This is a genomic window from Marinoscillum sp. HNIBRBA16962 (assembly GCF_057801515.1).
The window spans coordinates 810,815-830,000 of sequence record NZ_CM173603.1 but is presented as its reverse complement, the minus strand read 5'-3'; the positions used below and the strand labels follow the sequence as shown (position 1 = coordinate 830,000).

The following is a 19,186-nucleotide window of genomic DNA, read 5'->3' as shown; positions in this document are numbered from 1 at the left end:
ACGTTGCTTCAATCATCCCCTCCTGCAAGTAATATCGACTTGCAATTTCCCGCTCAAGCAGCCGCTTGATTTCAGGCTTGAAATTGATCAGGTCCTGATCTTTGTTATGAAGCGTTTCCTGTCGGAGGTTAAGGATTTGTTCTTCTATGTCACTGTAATATTTTTCCTCCCTGGCTGAAGCAATAAGTTTCTCGATATCCTTTTCAACCTGTGTAGTGTAATTGTATTCCTTATCCTTAAGCCAGACTTTGAATGCGTTATATTCCTCATCAGTCAATGAAAAGTTTTTCGCTTCGGCTATTTCAGGATGCTCATAATAGTATTTAGTAGCATAGTCAAAGACCAGATCGTTTGACATCAGGCTAATAGTGATCGGAGCGTAATCAAAATCCTCAACCTCTATATCGACATTGACACCACCTCCATCATAAACGGGGCGTCCGGCAGCCGTGCGAAACTCATTCTTCAGAGAATCCGGAATCTTTCCTACACTTCCATCTTCTTTTCTATGGCTATAGTCAATTGCCTGTATGCACCTGCCTGACGGGATGTAGTATTTTCCGGTAGTAACTTTTAATTGAGAGTTGTAAGCCAAAGGTCTCGTTTGCTGTACAAGGCCTTTCCCGTAAGTTCTTCTTCCGACCAATATGCCCCGGTCATAGTCCTGCATCACACCGGAAACAATCTCTGATGCGGATGCGCTCCCGTTATCAACCAGGACTACCAGCGGAATTTCTGAATCTGTGGTATTATCCAGCGTGCGATACGTTTTTGTCCAGTTTTTAAGTTTGCCACGGGTGGTAACTACTTCCTTTCCTTTCTCTACAAATACATTTGAAACATTTACGGCTTCTTCCAAAAGTCCTCCCGGGTTCCCCCTGAGATCCAAAATGATCTTACTGGCACCGTCTTCCTTCAGTTCGTTTACAGCCTCTTTGACCTCACTCCCTGCTTCAGTCGTGAAATCTGTAAGTTTCACATAACCAACATCCCTGGTAACCATACCATAATAAGGGACATTGTTGATCGTAATTCGCTCTCTGTGCAACGTAACTTCAAAGGTTTCCTTTTTGTTAAATCTCTTAATAGTAAGTACTATGTCTGATTTTGACTGACCTTTAAGAAGCTTACTTATTTCGTCTGAGGCTTTCCCTTCCAGCGGAACTCCATCGATTTCCATAATCTGATCACCAGCTTTCAGACCTGCTTCATAAGCCGGATATCCTTTATAGGGAAGCACGATTGTGCTTACTCCGTTCTTCTTGTCCACTATAGCCCCAATGCCTCCGTATTCGCCAGTGGTCATAGTACGGTAGTCTTCTATATCATCCTCCGGAATATAATCAGTATAAGGGTCCAGGGAATTGAGCATGGCGTCAATTCCTGTCCGCATAAGTTTGGATGGGTTGATCTCATCCACGTAGTACGAGTTTACCTCTTTATATAATGTGGCGAAAATGTCCAGATTTTTGACAATTTCGAAATATCGATCTCCCGGAGTAGTGAGTGTAAAAGAATAAAGGGAGCAACTCACCAATCCGACAATTATAAATAGCTTAAGGTTCTTTTTCATATCTATTCGGTATCCTTCCCAGTCTTTTCAGTATCCTTTTTTAAACGATTCAGAAGAGACTTTAGTTTTCTTTCAATTTCCTGATAAGTTAGGACAGACTTGCCAACATACACAAACCCGATGTGATAAAAAATGTTAAGGTCCCGGATCAAATCTTTATTAAGACGATAAGCTTCTTTCATGCGACGTTTGATAAGGTTTCTATCTACTGCTCGCTTGAAATGTCTCTTTGAGACGGTAACCAGAACCTTGTGGTAAGCAGCATCAGGAGCTTCTTTGTATTTTATGACAAGCGGGTACAAATAAAAAGAGGAACTATCTTTAAATAGTCCCTCAATTTCTTTCTTACTCGTAAGTTTTTCCCTCTTCGGGAATGAAAATTTACGTAGGCCCGATCCTTCCATAGGCCATATTAAAAATTATTTTTTGTGCGTTTGGTCAGATACGCTTAGTTTCTTTCTTCCCTTTGCCCTACGTCTTGCCAGGACAGCACGTCCACTTGCAGATTCCATTCTCGACCGGAATCCGTGTTTGTTTTTTCTTTTTCTTACTGAAGGTTGAAATGTTCTCTTCATTGCTGTGCCTTTAATCTATTCCTTAAAAACGGAGGGCAAAGATAATGAAAGATTAAACTATACCAAACATATTTTTACTCCGTAGAGAAGATTTCGTCAGAAACTTCCTGATTGATCTCTACAGTTTCTACTGAAGCATCAGTTTGCATACCCGGACCTAATGGAACTTTCATGGTCATTGGTATCATGACACCTTCAACTTCTTCATAATCACTCAGGTCAGTATTGAATGTCATACTTTGACCATTAGGCATTTCACGTGTTTCGGATCTCCTCAGTAAAAGACCAGATTCTTTACCAAAATATAGCTGAGAGGTTTTTCCTGAAGAGTTCGTGACATCTACAATGTATGCATCTGTGCCATTTACTTCTCCTACACCTGAGAGCTTCATATCTACCCCATTTTCTTCGTAGTATACTTCCGGAAACGGGTAAGATTCTAATTTTAATTCTGCCATGGTAGCATCATCTATCGGTACGGGACGTCCCATTTGCATAATTTTGGCATTTTCACCATCATATTTTTGCTCGTTTACCATATTTCCACCCATGGTTATCTCTACACTAAGCTTTTGAGGAGCTTTATTCACCTTTGTTATAACAAGCTCTTGCCCCATAGCAGTGGCTTTCATAACGGTCTTCATTGTTTTTACATCTTTTAGCACTTGTTTACCACCTCGAGCTTCAAAATATTTTTCAAAAACATCTTTTGCCGTAAGGCCCGGAGGAAGCTTAGCTAATGCAGGGTCAACCGGCTCACCATAAGTATCGTAATATTTTATTTCTCCAAACTTCTTTAAACCATCCTCGATATCTGAAGCCTTACCCACAATGGTGATATAGCTCCGACTGGGAAGGACATATTTTTCGGCCATAGCCTTCACATCTTCTTTAGAAACAGCCTGCACCTTCTGAACATAGGTAGCGTAGTAGTCTTCTGGCAGATCATAGCGAGCGGTATTAATAGCAAAAGAAGCCACAGTTTGAGGGCTCTCAAGTGACCGCGCAAAACTTCCTGAAATGGCATTTTGAGCTAACTCGAGCTCTTCGTCTTTGACTGCCTCCTCAGTAAGTCCTTGCATTTCATACAGGATCTCAGTTATGGCACTGTCGGTAACTTCATTTCTCACGCTTGCTGCAGCATTAAACCTTGACACAAGCTCATTTTCTGAAAGGGATGCTCTGGCTCCGTAAGTAAATCCTTTGTCCTCTCTGAGGTTCATATTTAGCCTGGACGAAAAGCTCCCTCCCAGGATCTCCATCATTACATCTACAGGAATCACATCTTCTGTACCCGGTTTCAATACCACCGGATAGGTAACACTTATTACGGACTGAACAGCATTGCTCCTGTTTACAATAGCCACTTCATTTTTAGTTGGTTTTTCAGGCTGAGTATATTCAGGGGCTGTGACTTCTCCCTGCTCCCAAGAGCCAAAGTATTTCTTTACGAGCTTCTTAGCGTCCCTGGGATTTACATCTCCTACCACTGCCAGATAAGCAATGTTTGGCTTGTAATACTCCTGATGATATTTTTTGATATCATCTACGGTGATGCTATTGACAGTTTCTTCTGTAGAAACCTCTCCGTATGGATGGTTGCCGCCATAGACCACTTTAGAGATCAGGTTTGAGGAGATTGCGTTTGGATCTTCTTTGTTGGCCTGAAGCGCTGAGATGGTTTGCTTTCTGATCTTTTCCAGCTCATCCTCCGGAAATGTAGGGTTTAAAATCACATCAGAAAGCAGCTCAAGAACCTTTTCCTGATACTTGGAAAGACCAGAAGCAAATGCTGATTGCGAACCTACTGATAAGGATGCCCCAATGAAATCCACTTCTTCATCCAACTCTTCTTTTGTCCGGGAAGTAGTACCTCTACGCATAAGGTCTCCAACCATACCCAGGTAGCCAGCCTTATCTTCCTCCATAATAGGATCTCTGTCAAGCTGCAGCCTGTAAGCAACTCGTGGAAGTTTATGATTTTCAATAATAAATACCTTCAGCCCATTCTTTAGCGTAAAGGTTTCATAATCCCCGATTTCAATAGGCCTTGGTTCACCTGGTTCAGGGAGTTTGGATCTATCTACTTGTGCCACAACTGACACTGATATTACTAATGCAAAGATTGTATATATAAATTTCATAATGATTCTGAGTTTTTTTGACTACTGATCAGTGTCTACTTTAGTATCGCCTGGTTTTTGACCGGATTCTTTTGGAAGGTAGTATAAAGTGACCCGATTTTCTTTGGTCAGGTATTTATTAGCTACCTGCTGAATGTCCTCACGGGTTACATTTCTGTACCGTTCTAATTCATTATTAATCAAATCAGCATCACCAAAATATACGTGGTAATTAGCCAGGCTTTCTGCAATACCCCGTACTGAGCCATTTCTGGATACAAAATCATTCTCTACCTGGTTTTGGAGCTTCTGAAACTCCTTCTCCGAGATCAGGTTTTCCTGCACTTTCTCGATTTCTGTTAACATAGCTTCTTCAAGCTCTTCCGGCTCGGTGCCCACACTGGTAATCCCCAAATTAATGAACAGACCGCCATCCTCAAGAGCAAACGGAAATGCAAAGACTGCCAGAGCCAGCTGCTTTTCGCTGACAATATTTTTTTGAAATCTTGAGCTATTTCCCCCGGAAAGGAGTGTCGTCAACATCTGCATGGCGTAATAATCATCCGACCCCTGCTCGGCCATTTTGTAAGCCTGAAAAACTCCGGGAAGTTGTACATTATCAAATACGTTTTCACGGATCTCCTCCTTCTGAGGTTTGGTAGCTATCTCTGGTCTTGGGATCTCCTTGTCTCCTTTCGGGATATTTCCGAAATATTTTTCAACGAGTTTTTTAGTCTCTTCTATTTCAATATCTCCGGCTATAGAAAGTGTGGCGTTATCAGGCACATAGAATGTCTCAAAAAAATCTTTGAAATCTTCTTCTGTAGCTGCATCTATATCTTCGAACGTTCCTATGGGCGTCCACTCATAGTTTGTTCCCTCATATGCAGAGGCAAAGATCTTTTCCTGGAATGACATGTATGGCTGATTATCAATCCGGGTTCTTTTCTCCTCCTTGACTACTTCTTTCTGAGTAGCTACTCCGGTAGAATCGATGGTTGCATGCAGCATGCGCTCTGACTCCATGTATAATCCAAGCTCCAACTGATGAGACGGCAGAGTTTCGTAATAAAATGTACGATCAAAGGAGGTGTTGGCATTTAACTGACCTCCTGCTCGTTGAATAATATTAAAAAATTGCCCCCGCTCTATATTAGGCGAGCCTTCAAACATGAGATGTTCAAAGAAATGAGCAAAGCCCCGGCGGCCTTCAGGTTCATTTTTTGAACCCACATGGTAAAGTACGGAAACGGTTACAATTGGAGTGGTATTATCCTGATGCAGAATAACATGTAACCCATTGTCCAGGTCATATTCTGTAAATTCTATCTTTCGGCCCTGACTTAAAACAGTAAGCGCTGAAAGAAGAATCAAAGAAAGCGGTACTATTCTCCTGATCATAAGTTATCTAGTTTTAGGTTATCTGTTTTTGAAGACCTTAAAACTAGACCAAACCCAATTAATATCCTTCGAAAACAGGGAGTTTTTTAGGCTACTTTGGGCCAAAAACGTCTTTTTTTAGCTCTTGCAGCCTGTGGTACGGCAAACGTGGCCCGAAACTGGAAACCACCTCTGACCCTGCTTTACTGGCCAACATTCCGGATGATGCCATTGTATGGCCGTTGGTTATACCATAGAGAAACGCACCCGAGAACATATCACCGGCACCGTTACTATCCACAGCCTTTACAGGATAAGGCTCTATATCTATAAAAGTTTCCCCATCAAAGATCATTGCTCCACCTTTGCCCTGAGTGATGACAAATCTCCTGGCCACTTCTTTCAGTTTTTCACGAGCATCTATTAAATCCTCTGAATCTGTAAATATCAGCGCTTCTTCTTCATTACAAAACAAAAGGTCAACCGACGCACCTATTACGCTTTCCATTTGGGTCTTAAAATACTTCACCATACTAGGGTCCGAAAAGGTCAGGCTTACCTTCACATTATTCTCTTCTGCGACCTCTTTAGCTCGCTTCATTGCAGCCAGTCCGGTTTCAGAAGTCACCAGGTATCCTTCCATAAACAGGTATTTGGAATTGATAAGTGCGTCCTCATTCAGCTCACCGGTAGAAAAATCAGAAGTGATACCCAGAAATGTGTTCATCGTACGTTCGGCATCAGGCGATATCATTACCAGGCATTTACCGGTAATGCCGGAAGCCAGACTTTCGATCTTCAGATTGGTACTTACTCCATTATCCACAAGGTCCTTCAGGAAAACTTTCCCGTCTTCATCATTGGCCACTTTACAGGAATAATATCCTTTTCCACCGAGTTTGCTCAATGCCACTATGGTATTTGCTGCAGAACCGCCGCCCTGCCTGGTTTTTATATGCCCTTTAACAACTTCAATGAGTTCCTTTTGTCTATCCTCATCAACCAGACTCATCATTGCCTTTTCTATGCCATGATCTTTCAGAAAGTTATCGTTAACCTCAATCTCATAATCCACCAAAGCGTTACCTATGGCATAAACATCATACTTCATTTTTCCTAGTAATTTTCATGTTTTCAGAAATGCTAACCTTCCTGGTTTTATCAATATTCTATACCTTATTAACTATAGTGTTTTACATCGACGGCACGAAAATATCCAATTTTAGCAAAGTCAAATTGAAGATCTGCAAAAAATAATTGCATCCTCACAGAAGATGAATTATTTTGAGGACGGATATATCTGACTGATTTACAACTTGAAAAACTTTTGTACATAAAGTATCGAATGAATTTTAATGAAAGGTTCGCATAAAAAGTGCTTATCGATGAAAAGGTTTCATTAATCGACAGATATATCAGGTGTAATCGATTTAGAAATTTCTGTGTGTTTTAATTGGTTAATTTTAACCAGTTAAACCGTTTGATAATCATTGTGTTATGCGCTCTTTTAAAGGATCAACCCTACCAATAAAAAAATCACAAAGGATTCAGCCCTAATCCAGGAAGGGCCTTTTAAAGTTGCCGCCATACACAAGCCTATAAGCTTTGTAGTATTTAGATTAACTATTTTCTAACCCGTCGTCTAATGAGAAAGGTACTATTACTTTCCCTTTTTGCTATTGGTGTCTCTATACACCAATTAGAAGCACAACAAAACTCCGTGGGTATAAACACCCGAACTCCAAATGCCAATGCCGTTCTTGAGCTTGTCTCCCCTGGCAACAATCAGGGATTACTTGTTCCCAGAATGACCACTAACCAGCGAAATGCAATGGTTAGCGGCCTGTCGAGTGCAGAGCTGGGGCTGGTTGTTTTCGATACGGATCTCAATCAATTCTTTTACTGGCATACCTCCGGATGGCGAGCTGGCCTAGGGGTGCTAAGTGAAACTGTGGCCGGAGGTGACCTGGAGGGTACATTTCCGAACGTAACCATAAGAGATGGAGTAGTAGATGGGGCTGCTTTAGAAGATATTATATCCGGAGGGACCTATGGTAATGATTCCACAGTAGTAGTGGTATCTCTTGATGTAAACGGACGGGTAAGTAATATTGTAGAGATGCCAATCTCTATAGCATCGGCCAATATCAAAGACCTTTCGGTTTTAAATGAGGATATAGCCAACGGGACATTAACCATATCAAAACTGGACGCAGACGGAAATCAAAATAAAGTGCTTGCAATAGACGGGGCGGGCAATCTTTATTGGGAGGACCGCTCTGCGTTTACCAGTTCTGCCTTGAATCAGGATGAGCTCTTCATCGGAAATGCCAGCGGGGTAGCTGAGGGTTTGCCGACTACCGGAGATGTTTCAGTGACTAACACGGGGACTGATATTGACCTGCAGCTCAATACAGGTGTGGTGAGCACCAACGAGATTGCTGATGATGCGGTCACCCTGGATAAGATCAATGAAAATGTAGCAGGTACTGGACTGGGGCAGGCTACGGATGGCAGCCTGGGAGTGAATGTGGGTAATGGAATCAACATAGCGAATGACACGCTCTCAGCCGATCTTACGGGTATAGCTGGAAACGGGCTTGCTGAAAATGCGGGTCAACTTGAGGTGGACATCAATGGTATGGCTAATGAAGTAACCGGAGTAGCTGATGATGATTTACTGATGGTATATGATGCGGATGGAAACCTTGTGGGTAAAATCTCCAGGCAAAACTTCATTGAATCCGCTGCTATAACCAATATCAATATTGATGGCGGCGCAATCGATGGAACTACTATTGGAGTTAATACCAGGGCTGCGGGTAATTTTTCTGATCTTTCAGCGAATGGAAATGTGGATCTGGGGACCGGAGCTATTCAAACTGGAGAGATTGAGGATGGTGCTGTTACTTCTGCAGACATTCTGGACGCTACCATTTTAACAACTGACATCAATACTGGTGCAGTAGAAAACCTAAATATTGCTGGGGATGCCATTACTACAGACAAAATATTAGATGGTGAGGTGCAGTCTGAGGATATCCTGGATGAAACGATTACTGCTGCAGATATTGGGACAGGGGCTGTAACGAGTGATGAGATTCTAGATGAGACCATTACCCTGGATGATATAGGTCCTGATGCTATTGGAAGTAGTGAAATTATTGATGGTGGGGTTCAGACTGATGACATTGGAGATTTGCAAGTGACTGGAGGAAAAATAGCTGACCAAACTATAACAAATCAAAAAATTCAAAATTTTGAAATAAAACCTGTTAAAATAGAAGGTGTTGAAACTGATCAATTTAGTATAGGAGACAGAGGTTTTTTGGTTTCTGATGGAATTGCAATAGATATAAATGGAGATGGTAGCGAATACAGATATTTAACCAACTGGGTGCAGATCGGTCCAAATCAGGTGCTTACAACCGATACCGACGGAAATTTCACATCTGAAAACAGAAATTCATTTACACTTACCTCTTTAAGTCAAGGTGAAATCTTCGTTGGCACAAGTACTGGTACCAGTAGAATTAACTTAACCAACCCTAGTACAACAGAAGGCATTTTTGCAATCGGTGGAACAAATTCCATTACTCCTCAAACACTGAAAGAAGACGTTAGCGTAGGAACAGATGGGACCGTTACAATTCAAGACGATGCTGTAGACGGTACTGACTTAGACCTCACCAGTGGAGACTTTACTGTACCAGGAGCTAACAGGTTTGTCCTTACCAATACTGGTGGTTTAGCGGTCTCCCAATTTGCCCAGTTTGATAGGGATGTAACCATTGGAACAGATAACGGAGATGCTCTGGTAGTAAACTCTTCAGCTGATTTTAATGACATCCTTACAGTAGACGGCGCAACCACACTCAATAATAATGTCAATATTACTGATGGTCCTACTCAAACCAACATAAACAATAATGATATTAATATCGGTAATGCAGCCACGGACGCAATCGACCTGAATGGTGTAACAACAGTTGGTGGTGGAAATCTGATAGTAAATTCACCTCAAACGGATATTACCAGTGGAACTATAAATATTGGTGACAATGCGGCTGATAATATCGATCTTACGGGAGCAATCAATTTAAATGGTGGCCAAATTACTGCCCAGACAAATATTGATGCTACGAGTGGTCTGGATGTTTCAGGCGCTGACCTTACTGTGGCAACAAATGCAGATATTACAGGTAGCCTGACTGCTGATGGAGTTACAACACTAAATAGTACATTAGATGTAGCTGGTGCCACCACATTAGATGGCAATGTAACACTGGGAGATGGCGTAGCAGATGCGGTAAGCGTACTAGGCGACCTTACAATCAGTGGAGAAATTCAAGGTGGAACACCATTGACATTCCAGGGAGCAACTGATGATGTGAACACAACGTCTTTTTCAATCACAAACCCAACCCAGGATAACACTATCACCTTTCCCAATACTTCTGGTACCATTGTTTTACAGGGTGGAACTAATTTCTCTGGAGATCTGGCACTGAGTACAGATGGGGCCGGAAACATTGTAGAAGCTGAAGACGCCCAAAATTTCAATGTTCAGAGTAACACTATTTTATTAGGTGATGATGGTACGGACCAGGTCGACATTAATGGTAACCTTGATGCAAATAATGGACTGGATGTAGATGGTGGAAACTTCAATGTGGTAAATGGGGCTACCGCAACCAATATTTTAAACTCCACTATCAACATTGGAAATGCAGCTACAGATAATCTGGATATCACAGCAACAACAAATATTAATACCGGCAATCTAACTGTGGACGCTCCCCAGACTCTTATAAATAGTAACAATATTGAAATAGGGAATGCAACCACAGATGTGATAGACCTTACCGGGGTTATCAATGTTAATGGTGGAAGCCTTACAGTTACTTCACCTAGTACCAACATCAATAGTAGTAATGTCAATATTGGTAATGGGGCTTCTGATGCCATTGACCTTACAGGTGCTACTGACATAAATACGGGTAATCTGACAGTCAGCTCTCCTCAATCCAGTTTTTCCGGCACTACCTTTTTGGTTGAAAATACTACTTCAAACATTAACAGTTCTAACATTAATATTGGGGATAATGTCCTAGATGCCGTTGATATTACTGGGGTAACCAATATCAACGGAGGTAACCTTACTGTCGCTACCGGGTCTTCCGCGTCTTTCAATGATGCTGTAACACTTGGAGATGCAGAAGCAGATGCAATTACCATTTCTGGTACGCTGCAGTCCGGTGCACTCATTGACGGACAAAATGCACTTGTATTTGACGGAGCTACACCTGATGCTACCAACAGAACCACATTTGAAATCGTAGATCCAACTGCACCTAGAACTATTTCTTTTCCAGATGCTAGCGGAACTGTTGTCCTTTCTGGAGGCGCATCCCTTCAAAATAACATTGCCTTAACCTCTGATGGCAGTGGACAAATTGCTAATGCTTTGGAGGGACAAGACTTCAATGTAGAATCTCAAAATATCAACCTTGGTGATGACGCAGGAGATCAGATTACTGCTGTGGGTAATTTAAATATTGACGGACTCACTCAACTCGATGAAACACAGATAAACACCACGGATGGTACTTTCGATGTGTCAGGATCAGGAGGGGTCAGTATCAATCAAACCTCCAGCAACGTCTCCCTGGCAACCACTACTTCAGGTAACATTATCGCCAATTCGGCTGGTAACGTGGACATTGACGGTGCTTCTGGGGTCGCTATTAATGCCACCGCTAATAACGTGGACATAACCGGTGAGACTAACACCAATATCAACTCCACAAATGGTGATGTGGATATCAACTCCGGTGATGAAGTCCTTATCGATGCGGTCAATGGAATAAGTATTGATGCCAACAACAATTCAAACCTATCCGTCGATGGGGCTGACCTAACGCTCTCTACAACTACTTCCGGTAACCTGATCGGGAATGCAGCGGGCAATGTCGATATCGATGGGGCCACTGGCGTAGCCATCGATGCGGCGGCCAACGACGTGGACCTCACGGCTAACACCAACATCGACCTGCTTACCACCAACGAAGACATCACGCTCTCTGCCGGGGATGCCGTGCTCATTGACGCGGCGGACAGCGTGGCTATCAATGCGGCTTCTTACTCGGTTATCAATGGTACCGACAGTGTGCGGATCGCCTCTCCCGGGGATATCACTCTGGATGCAGGAGGTAGTGTAAACATCTCAGGGGCTTTCTCGCCTGACAACCTCGATGTGGACGGACTTACTAACCTCGACCAGACAAACATCGTCACCGATGATGGGGACTTTAACGTCTCTGGTACTAACAGAACGCTCATCTCTTCTTCCAATGCCGGTACAGATGCTATACAGCTTAATGCTACCGCCGGTAACGTGGACATTGATGGAGCTTCTGGGGTTTCTATCGACGCAGCGGCTGCTTCTAACTTTACTACCTCGGCTGGTGACATTGACATCAATGCAGCGGGTCAACTCGACCTGGATGGTGGAACTAATGTAGCCATTGACGGTGCTTCTGGGGTCGCTATTAATGCCACCGCTAATAACGTGGACATAACCGGTGAGACTAACACCAATATCAACTCCACAAATGGTGATGTGGATATCAACTCCGGTGATGAAGTCCTTATCGATGCGGTCAATGGAATAAGTATTGATGCCAACAACAATTCAAACCTATCCGTCGATGGGGCTGACCTAACGCTCTCTACAACTACTTCCGGTAACCTGATCGGGAATGCAGCGGGCAATGTCGATATCGATGGGGCCACTGGCGTAGCCATCGATGCGGCGGCCAACGACGTGGACCTCACGGCTAACACCAACATCGACCTGCTTACCACCAACGAAGACATCACGCTCTCTGCCGGGGATGCCGTGCTCATTGACGCGGCGGACAGCGTGGCTATCAATGCGGCTTCTTACTCGGTTATCAATGGTACCGACAGTGTGCGGATCGCCTCTCCCGGGGATATCACTCTGGATGCAGGAGGTAGTGTAAACATCTCAGGGGCTTTCTCCCCTGATAACCTCGATGTGGACGGACTTACTAACCTCGACCAGACAAACATCGTCACCGATGATGGGGACTTTAACGTCTCTGGTACTAACAGAACGCTCATCTCTTCTTCCAATGCCGGTACAGATGCTATACAGCTTAATGCTACCGCCGGTAACGTGGACATTGATGGAGCTTCTGGGGTTTCTATCGACGCAGCGGCTGCTTCTAACTTTACTACCTCGGCTGGTGACATTGACATCAATGCAGCGGGTCAACTCGACCTGGATGGTGGAACTAATGTAGCCATTGACGGTGCTTCTGGGGTCGCTATTAATGCCACCGCTAATAACGTGGACATAACCGGTGAGACTAACACCAATATCAACTCCACAAATGGTGATGTGGATATCAACTCCGGTGATGAAGTCCTTATCGATGCGGTCAATGGAATAAGTATTGATGCCAACAACAATTCAAACCTATCCGTCGATGGGGCTGACCTAACGCTCTCTACAACTACTTCCGGTAACCTGATCGGGAATGCAGCGGGCAATGTCGATATCGATGGGGCCACTGGCGTAGCCATCGATGCGGCGGCCAACGACGTGGACCTCACGGCTAACACCAACATCGACCTGCTTACCACCAACGAAGACATCACGCTCTCTGCCGGGGATGCCGTGCTCATTGACGCGGCGGACAGCGTGGCTATCAATGCGGCTTCTTACTCGGTTATCAATGGTACCGACAGTGTGCGGATCGCCTCTCCCGGGGATATCACTCTGGATGCAGGAGGTAGTGTAAACATCTCAGGGGCTTTCTCCCCTGATAACCTCGATGTGGACGGACTTACTAACCTCGACCAGACAAACATCGTCACCGATGATGGGGACTTTAACGTCTCTGGTACTAACAGAACGCTCATCTCTTCTTCCAATGCCGGTACAGATGCTATACAGCTTAATGCTACCGCCGGTAACGTGGACATTGATGGAGCTTCTGGGGTTTCTATCGACGCAGCGGCTGCTTCTAACTTTACTACCTCGGCTGGTGACATTGACATCAATGCAGCGGGTCAACTCGACCTGGATGGTGGAACTAATGTAGCCATTGACGGTGCTTCTGGGGTCGCTATTAATGCCACCGCTAATAACGTGGACATAACCGGTGAGACTAACACCAATATCAACTCCACAAATGGTGATGTGGATATCAACTCCGGTGATGAAGTCCTTATCGATGCGGTCAATGGAATAAGTATTGATGCCAACAACAATTCAAACCTATCCGTCGATGGGGCTGACCTAACGCTCTCTACAACTACTTCCGGTAACCTGATCGGGAATGCAGCGGGCAATGTCGATATCGATGGGGCCACTGGCGTAGCCATCGATGCGGCGGCCAACGACGTGGACCTCACGGCTAACACCAACATCGACCTGCTTACCACCAACGAAGACATCACGCTCTCTGCCGGGGATGCCGTGCTCATTGACGCGGCGGACAGCGTGGCTATCAATGCGGCTTCTTACTCGGTTATCAATGGTACCGACAGTGTGCGGATCGCCTCTCCCGGGGATATCACTCTGGATGCAGGAGGTAGTGTAAACATCTCAGGGGCTTTCTCCCCTGATAACCTCGATGTGGACGGACTTACTAACCTCGACCAGACAAACATCGTCACCGATGATGGGGACTTTAACGTCTCTGGTACTAACAGAACGCTCATCTCTTCTTCCAATGCCGGTACAGATGCTATACAGCTTAATGCTACCGCCGGTAACGTGGACATTGATGGAGCTTCTGGGGTTTCTATCGACGCAGCGGCTGCTTCTAACTTTACTACCTCGGCTGGTGACATTGACATCAATGCAGCGGGTCAACTCGACCTGGATGGTGGAACTAATGTAGCCATTGACGGTGCTTCTGGGGTCGCTATTAATGCCACCGCTAATAACGTGGACATAACCGGTGAGACTAACACCAATATCAACTCCACAAATGGTGATGTGGATATCAACTCCGGTGATGAAGTCCTTATCGATGCGGTCAATGGAATAAGTATTGATGCCAACAACAATTCAAACCTATCCGTCGATGGGGCTGACCTAACGCTCTCTACAACTACTTCCGGTAACCTGATCGGGAATGCAGCGGGCAATGTCGATATCGATGGGGCCACTGGCGTAGCCATCGATGCGGCGGCCAACGACGTGGACCTCACGGCTAACACCAACATCGACCTGCTTACCACCAACGAAGACATCACGCTCTCTGCCGGGGATGCCGTGCTCATTGACGCGGCGGACAGCGTGGCTATCAATGCGGCTTCTTACTCGGTTATCAATGGTACCGACAGTGTGCGGATCGCCTCTCCCGGGGATATCACTCTGGATGCAGGAGGTAGTGTCAACATCTCAGGGGCTTTCTCCCCTGACAACCTCGATGTGGACGGACTTACTAACCTCGACCAGACAAACATCGTCACCGATGATGGGGACTTTAACGTCTCTGGTACTAACAGAACGCTCATCTCTTCTTCCAATGCCGGTACAGATGCTATACAGCTTAATGCTACCGCCGGTAACGTGGACATTGATGGAGCTTCTGGGGTTTCTATCGACGCAGCGGCTGCTTCTAACTTTACTACCTCGGCTGGTGACATTGACATCAATGCAGCGGGTCAACTCGACCTGGATGGTGGAACTAATGTAGCCATTGACGGTGCTTCTGGGGTCGCTATTAATGCCACCGCTAATAACGTGGACATAACCGGTGAGACTAACACCAATATCAACTCCACAAATGGTGATGTGGATATCAACTCCGGTGATGAAGTCCTTATCGATGCGGTCAATGGAATAAGTATTGATGCCAACAACAATTCAAACCTATCCGTCGATGGGGCTGACCTAACGCTCTCTACAACTACTTCCGGTAACCTGATCGGGAATGCAGCGGGCAATGTCGATATCGATGGGGCCACTGGCGTAGCCATCGATGCGGCGGCCAACGACGTGGACCTCACGGCTAACACCAACATCGACCTGCTTACCACCAACGAAGACATCACGCTCTCTGCCGGGGATGCCGTGCTCATTGACGCGGCGGACAGCGTGGCTATCAATGCGGCTTCTTACTCGGTTATCAATGGTACCGACAGTGTGCGGATCGCCTCTCCCGGGGATATCACTCTGGATGCAGGAGGTAGTGTCAACATCTCAGGGGCTTTCTCGCCTGACAACCTCGATGTGGACGGACTTACTAACCTCGACCAGACAAACATCGTCACCGATGATGGGGACTTTAACGTCTCTGGTACTAACAGAACGCTCATCTCTTCTTCCAATGCCGGTACAGATGCTATACAGCTTAATGCTACCGCCGGTAACGTGGACATTGATGGAGCTTCTGGGGTTTCTATCGACGCAGCGGCTGCTTCTAACTTTACTACCTCGGCTGGTGACATTGACATCAATGCAGCGGGTCAACTCGACCTGGATGGTGGAACTAATGTAGCCATTGACGGTGCTTCTGGGGTCGCTATTAATGCCACCGCTAATAACGTGGACATAACCGGTGAGACTAACACCAATATCAACTCCACAAATGGTGATGTGGATATCAACTCCGGTGATGAAGTCCTTATCGATGCGGTCAATGGAATAAGTATTGATGCCAACAACAATTCAAACCTATCCGTCGATGGGGCTGACCTAACGCTCTCTACAACTACTTCCGGTAACCTGATCGGGAATGCAGCGGGCAATGTCGATATCGATGGGGCCACTGGCGTAGCCATCGATGCGGCGGCCAACGACGTGGACCTCACGGCTAACACCAACATCGACCTGCTTACCACCAACGAAGACATCACGCTCTCTGCCGGGGATGCCGTGCTCATTGACGCGGCGGACAGCGTGGCTATCAATGCGGCTTCTTACTCGGTTATCAATGGTACCGACAGTGTGCGGATCGCCTCTCCCGGGGATATCACTCTGGATGCAGGAGGTAGTGTAAACATCTCAGGGGCTTTCTCGCCTGACAACCTCGATGTGGACGGACTTACTAACCTCGACCAGACAAACATCGTCACCGATGATGGGGACTTTAACGTCTCTGGTACTAACAGAACGCTCATCTCTTCTTCCAATGCCGGTACAGATGCTATACAGCTTAATGCTACCGCCGGTAACGTGGACATTGATGGAGCTTCTGGGGTTTCTATCGACGCAGCGGCTGCTTCTAACTTTACTACCTCGGCTGGTGACATTGACATCAATGCAGCGGGTCAACTCGACCTGGATGGTGGAACTAATGTAGCCATTGACGGTGCTTCTGGGGTCGCTATTAATGCCACCGCTAATAACGTGGACATAACCGGTGAGACTAACACCAATATCAACTCCACAAATGGTGATGTGGATATCAACTCCGGTGATGAAGTCCTTATCGATGCGGTCAATGGAATAAGTATTGATGCCAACAACAATTCAAACCTATCCGTCGATGGGGCTGACCTAACGCTCTCTACAACTACTTCCGGTAACCTGATCGGGAATGCAGCGGGCAATGTCGATATCGATGGGGCCACTGGCGTAGCCATCGATGCGGCGGCCAACGACGTGGACCTCACGGCTAACACCAACATCGACCTGCTTACCACCAACGAAGACATCACGCTCTCTGCCGGGGATGCCGTGCTCATTGACGCGGCGGACAGCGTGGCTATCAATGCGGCTTCTTACTCGGTTATCAATGGTACCGACAGTGTGCGGATCGCCTCTCCCGGGGATATCACTCTGGATGCAGGAGGTAGTGTAAACATCTCAGGGGCTTTCTCCCCTGATAACCTCGATGTGGACGGACTTACTAACCTCGACCAGACAAACATCGTCACCGATGATGGGGACTTTAACGTCTCTGGTACTAACAGAACGCTCATCTCTTCTTCCAATGCCGGTACAGATGCTATACAGCTTAATGCTACCGCCGGTAACGTGGACATTGATGGAGCTTCTGGGGTTTCTATCGACGCAGCGGCTGCTTCTAACTTTACTACCTCGGCTGGTGACATTGACATCAATGCAGCGGGTCAACTCGACCTGGATGGTGGAACTAATGTAGCCATTGACGGTGCTTCTGGGGTCGCTATTAATGCCACCGCTAATAACGTGGACATAACCGGTGAGACTAACACCAATATCAACTCCACAAATGGTGATGTGGATATCAACTCCGGTGATGAAGTCCTTATCGATGCGGTCAATGGAATAAGTATTGATGCCAACAACAATTCAAACCTATCCGTCGATGGGGCTGACCTAACGCTCTCTACAACTACTTCCGGTAACCTGATCGGGAATGCAGCGGGCAATGTCGATATCGATGGGGCCACTGGCGTAGCCATCGATGCGGCGGCCAACGACGTGGACCTCACGGCTAACACCAACATCGACCTGCTTACCACCAACGAAGACATCACGCTCTCTGCCGGGGATGCCGTGCTCATTGACGCGGCGGACAGCGTGGCTATCAATGCGGCTTCTTACTCGGTTATCAATGGTACCGACAGTGTGCGGATCGCCTCTCCCGGGGATATCACTCTGGATGCAGGAGGTAGTGTCAACATCTCAGGGGCTTTCTCCCCTGACAACCTCGATGTGGACGGACTTACTAACCTCGACCAGACAAACATCGTCACCGATGATGGGGACTTTAACGTCTCTGGTACTAACAGAACGCTCATCTCTTCTTCCAATGCCGGTACAGATGCTATACAGCTTAATGCTACCGCCGGTAACGTGGACATTGATGGAGCTTCTGGGGTTTCTATCGACGCAGCGGCTGCTTCTAACTTTACTACCTCGGCTGGTGACATTGACATCAATGCAGCGGGTCAACTCGACCTGGATGGTGGAACTAATGTAGCCATTGACGGTGCTTCTGGGGTCGCTATTAATGCCACCGCTAATAACGTGGACATAACCGGTGAGACTAACACCAATATCAACTCCACAAATGGTGATGTGGATATCAACTCCGGTGATGAAGTCCTTATCGATGCGGTCAATGGAATAAGTATTGATGCCAACAACAATTCAAACCTATCCGTCGATGGGGCTGACCTAACGCTCTCTACAACTACTTCCGGTAACCTGATCGGGAATGCAGCAGGCAATGTCGATATCGATGGGGCTACTGGCGTAGCCATCGATGCGGCGGCCAACGACGTGGACCTCACGGCTAACACCAACATCGACCTGCTTACCACCAACGAAGACATCACGCTCTCTGCCGGGGATGCCGTGCTCATTGACGCGGCGGACAGCGTGGCTATCAATGCGGCTTCTTACTCGGTTATCAATGGTACCGACAGTGTGCGGATCGCCTCTCCCGGGGATATCACTCTGGATGCAGGAGGTAGTGTAAACATCTCAGGGGCTTTCTCCCCTGACAACCTCGATGTGGACGGACTTACTAACCTCGACCAGACAAACATCGTCACCG

At 46.0% G+C, this 19,186-nt stretch carries 7 protein-coding genes (2 of these 7 cut by a window edge); 1 reads left to right on the top strand and 6 read right to left on the bottom strand.

Annotated elements, in window-relative coordinates; translation table 11 throughout:
* From AC3E9V_RS03320 to AC3E9V_RS03295, 6 genes are all read right to left on the bottom strand, one after another.
* Positions 1–1,573, bottom strand: partial view of a S41 family peptidase gene (locus AC3E9V_RS03320; protein WP_488751768.1) — the 5' portion only. The gene continues 83 nt to the left of window position 1, outside the view; only the first 1,573 of its 1,656 coding nucleotides appear in the window; its start codon is at positions 1,571–1,573; its stop codon lies off the left edge, out of view.
* Positions 1,574–1,575: 2 nt separating this feature from the next.
* Positions 1,576–1,977, bottom strand: a complete 402-nt coding sequence (gene rnpA, locus AC3E9V_RS03315) for a ribonuclease P protein component (protein WP_488751767.1) — start codon at positions 1,975–1,977, stop codon at positions 1,576–1,578.
* Between the two features lie 15 nt (positions 1,978–1,992).
* Entirely contained in the window at positions 1,993–2,148 is a 156-nt protein-coding gene (gene rpmH, locus AC3E9V_RS03310) for a 50S ribosomal protein L34 (RefSeq protein ID WP_488751766.1), read from the bottom strand.
* A gap of 74 nt (positions 2,149–2,222) precedes the next feature.
* Positions 2,223–4,292, bottom strand: a complete 2,070-nt coding sequence (locus AC3E9V_RS03305) for an insulinase family protein (protein ID WP_488751765.1) — start codon at positions 4,290–4,292, stop codon at positions 2,223–2,225.
* 21 nt (positions 4,293–4,313) lie between these two features.
* Positions 4,314–5,672: a M16 family metallopeptidase gene (locus AC3E9V_RS03300; RefSeq protein ID WP_488751764.1), complete on the bottom strand. Its 1,359-nt coding sequence runs from the start codon at positions 5,670–5,672 to the stop codon at positions 4,314–4,316.
* A 91-nt stretch (positions 5,673–5,763) separates the two neighbouring features.
* Complete coding sequence (locus tag AC3E9V_RS03295) at positions 5,764–6,762, bottom strand: adenosine kinase (protein WP_488751763.1); 999 nt, start codon at positions 6,760–6,762, stop codon at positions 5,764–5,766.
* Between the two features lie 534 nt (positions 6,763–7,296).
* On the opposite strand from AC3E9V_RS03295, the gene AC3E9V_RS03290 reads away from it, so the two are divergent.
* Positions 7,297–19,186 carry the beginning of a hypothetical protein gene (locus tag AC3E9V_RS03290; protein WP_488751762.1) on the top strand. The gene runs 13,496 nt beyond the window's last position, so the window shows 11,890 of its 25,386 coding nt (coding positions 1–11,890); its start codon is at positions 7,297–7,299; its stop codon lies off the right edge, out of view.